Source organism: Enterovirga sp., from assembly GCF_028290205.1.
GTDB lineage: Bacteria > Pseudomonadota > Alphaproteobacteria > Rhizobiales > Beijerinckiaceae > Enterovirga.
Genome location: NZ_JAQGKF010000089.1, coordinates 1 through 2,947 on the forward strand (window position 1 = coordinate 1; position 2,947 = coordinate 2,947).

A 2,947-nucleotide genomic window follows, 5' to 3' on the forward strand; every position below is an offset into this window, starting at 1 on the left:
GGGGAGCGGCCGCCGGGGGGGCCGGCTCGGTCGCACCGTCGAGGTCGGTCGGCCCGCGGCGTATGGAGAGAGTGGCCAAAGAGAAGGGTCCGGGCGAGGGGGCAGCCGGTGAGTAGGAGGGGCGGGCCCGCCGCGCAACGGCGGGCGCGCCGAGCGGGCGGTCAGCGCTCCTTGCGGTCCGTCTTCTTGCCCTTGTCCTTGTCCTTGTCGCTGCTCGGCACGATCAGGGCCCGGACGCGTCCGCCCTCGACGTTGGCCACGCCCGTGTTGAGGTCGTAGGCGACCCGCTCGCCGCGGGTGACGTTGGGACCGTCGCTGAGGGCGGCGTTGCCGATCAGGAACACCTTGTTGACCACCCGGTCGAACTCGGCCCGGTCGCCGGTGGCGGTCTGCGTCTTGGTCGTGATCACCACGGGGCCGCGGCAATCGATCTTACGGATCGCGCTGTCGCTCCCGAGGCCGCCCGATGCGGCCGAAGCGGTGCGCTCGCCCCCGGCCGCCGCCCCGCTGCGCGTGTTGTCATAGAACACGTCCATGGCAGCGCATTTCATCGTGGTGTCACCCTGCACGGCGACCACGTTGCCGGCGAAGACCGCGCGCCCTTCCTTGTCGTAGACGTCGAGCCGGTCGGCATCGATCGAGATCGGGTCGCGCGAAGAACCCATGTCGCCGAGGCCGCGCGCCTTGCCGCCAGGGGCGGGCGCCGCCAGGGCGGAGGCCGCCGCCAGCGCGAGGCCGGCCGCGGCAGACAGGGCAATGGCCCTCGTCCGGATTCGGTTCATGGGCGTTCGTCCGCCTCGGCCTGGGTGATTTTGGGAGACGGGGACGCCGCAGCCGGCGAACCCGCGCGCGCCACGCCGGGCGCGGACTTGCCGGGCGCGGACTTGCCGGGCCCGGGCACGAGCTGCGCCCGAACGCGCCCGGTGAAGCCGAGAACCTTGCCGTTGTCGGACATCTCGAGCCCCTCGGCGTCGAGCTTCAGCGTGGGCGTGGTGATCCGGACCGGCTCGCGCGACACGGCGGTGCCGGCCTTGAAATCCACAGACGCCGAGCGGAGCAGGATCTCCTCGCCCCTCTCGGTCCAGACCCGGATGCTGTCCTTGAGCTCGAGATGCTCCTTGGACGTGTCGAAGATCCCAGCCTGGGAAACGAGGTGGGCCATGGCGCCGGAATCGTCGATGGCAAGCCGGGCCTTCATGTCCTTCAACTCGACGACGTTGGGCTTGCGGACATCCTGGAAGGCGGCCGTCGCGGTCACCTCATAGGGTCGCTTATCCTTGCGGAAGCCGGTCAGGCGCGGGCTCTCCATGGCGATCTTGGAGCCCTGCATGGAGACCGGGCCGAGCGTCAGGCCCGGAATGCGGCTCAGCGGGTCGAAGTAGCTGCCGAAGGCCACGATGCCGACCGCCAGGAGCGAGCCGATCGGGATCACCACCTTCAGCGCCCGCACGACCACCGAGTGCCGCCGCGCAGCCGCGAAGGAGCGGCCACGGGCCGCGCCCGGCCAAGTCAGGTCCTGAGGCGCGAGGGCCTGTGGCGAGCCGATCACCCGGACAATCCCGTTGATTGAGGAGCCACCGCTGTCGCGCCCCGCCGTGGCGAAGTTGTGGCCGCCGATCATTGGGCAGAGCGGGCCGTCTCCGTCAAGAATGCGCGAAGATGTCGTCCTCGGCCCAACCGAGCAGGTCCAGGCGGGCCCGGGTCGGCAGGTAGGCGAAGCTGGCCTGGGCCAGCGCTGTGCGGCCTTCACGCTCCAGCATGGCGTCCAGGCGGCCGACCAGCGCATGGAGGTGCAGGACGTCGGAGGCCGCGTAGTCGAGCTGGGCGCCGGACAGCGTGTCGGCGGCCCAATCCGAGGATTGCTGCGCCTTCGAAAGATCGAGACCGAGGAGTTCGCGACACAGGTCCTTGAGGCCGTGCCGGTCGGTATAGGTGCGGACCAGCTTGGACGCGATCTTGGTGCAATAGACCGGGCCCGGCATCACCCCGAAGCGGTGCAGCAGCACCGCGAGGTCGAACCGGGCGAAATGGAAGATCTTCAGCACGGCCGAGTCCTCGAGCACCCGCCGGAGGTTCGGGGCGTCGCCGGCCCGGCCGATCTGGACCAGGTCCGCGTCGCCGTCGCCCCGCGAGATCTGCACCAGGCAGAGTCGGTCCCGATGGGGCTGGAGCCCAAGGGTCTCGGTGTCGATCGCGATGGCGCTGCCCGGCTGGTAATCGGCGGGCAGGTCGCCGCGGTGGAGGCGGACGGTCATGCGGCTGCGGCTCTAGAGGGAAGGCCCTTCTAGGGCCGCCGCCATCCGGCTGTCCACCCGGCGGGCGTTAGGCCAACCGGCCTCAGGCTTGGCGTGCGACCACCCGCTCCTTGATCCCCTCGTAGACGCTCTCGGGCAGGATCTTCTTGCGGACCAGCTCGTCCTTGCCCTTGTAGGGCCGCCCCTTGATGATCGCCTCGGCCCGGACGGGCCCGATGCCGGGGAGCGCGTCCAGCTCCTCCTTGGTGGCGCTGTTCAGGTCGATCAGCTTCGCGGCCGGAGCCGCCGGGGCGGTGGTGGCCGGGCGGGTCGTGGTGGTGCCGGCGCCCGTCTGGGGCGCTTGGGCGGAGGCCGCCGCGGCCGCGACGAGCGCGCCCGCCAGGGCCAGGATCCGGATCGACGTCGTCAGCATGTGCACCTCCCGTAAGCCGGGCCGGCCGGCCCGCGACCTCGTTCTACACCCGCAACCTGAACCGCTGCCGACGGTCGCCCGCTCCCTCCAGGCCCGGATCGTCCGGCGGCCGCGGGACGGGAAAGATGACCGGCTCCGGTTGTCGCGCGGCTGCCGCGCGTGAACCCGGAGCGGCGGGCGATTCCCGCGTCCCGTCCGTCCGGAGAGGATCGCCTTCCGGGGTCGCCGTGTCGGCGGCGGCGCCGGGGGTCGGCCGCGAGGCCTGGGCGTCGGGTGCGGG

The 2,947-nt window shown here is 71.6% G+C and carries 4 protein-coding genes; all 4 read right to left on the reverse strand.

What is annotated here, in order from left to right:
- Positions 1–161: 161 nt before the first annotated feature.
- Complete coding sequence (locus JWR86_RS05930; RefSeq protein WP_299562099.1) at positions 162–782, reverse strand: LptA/OstA family protein; 621 nt, start codon at positions 780–782, stop codon at positions 162–164.
- Positions 779–1,549, reverse strand: a complete 771-nt coding sequence (locus tag JWR86_RS05935; protein ID WP_299562101.1) for a lipopolysaccharide-assembly, LptC-related protein — start codon at positions 1,547–1,549, stop codon at positions 779–781. The genes JWR86_RS05930 and JWR86_RS05935 overlap by 4 nt, the downstream gene beginning before the upstream one ends.
- A gap of 94 nt (positions 1,550–1,643) precedes the next feature.
- The gene (locus JWR86_RS05940; RefSeq protein WP_299562104.1) at positions 1,644–2,255 is read right to left on the reverse strand and encodes a ribonuclease D; all 612 of its coding nucleotides are present in this window, start codon (positions 2,253–2,255) and stop codon (positions 1,644–1,646) included.
- 82 nt (positions 2,256–2,337) lie between these two features.
- Positions 2,338–2,667, reverse strand: a complete 330-nt coding sequence (locus tag JWR86_RS05945) for a helix-hairpin-helix domain-containing protein (protein WP_299562107.1) — start codon at positions 2,665–2,667, stop codon at positions 2,338–2,340.
- Positions 2,668–2,947: the final 280 nt, after the last annotated feature.

Excerpts from the sequence above, each read along its gene's own strand:
- JWR86_RS05940 (WP_299562104.1), bottom strand. The coding sequence starts at position 2,255 with ATGACCGTCCGCCTCCACCGCGGCGACCTGCCCGCCGATTACCAGCCG.
- JWR86_RS05930 (WP_299562099.1), bottom strand. The coding sequence starts at position 782 with ATGAACCGAATCCGGACGAGGGCCATTGCCCTGTCTGCCGCGGCCGGC.
- JWR86_RS05945 (WP_299562107.1), bottom strand. The coding sequence starts at position 2,667 with ATGCTGACGACGTCGATCCGGATCCTGGCCCTGGCGGGCGCGCTCGTC.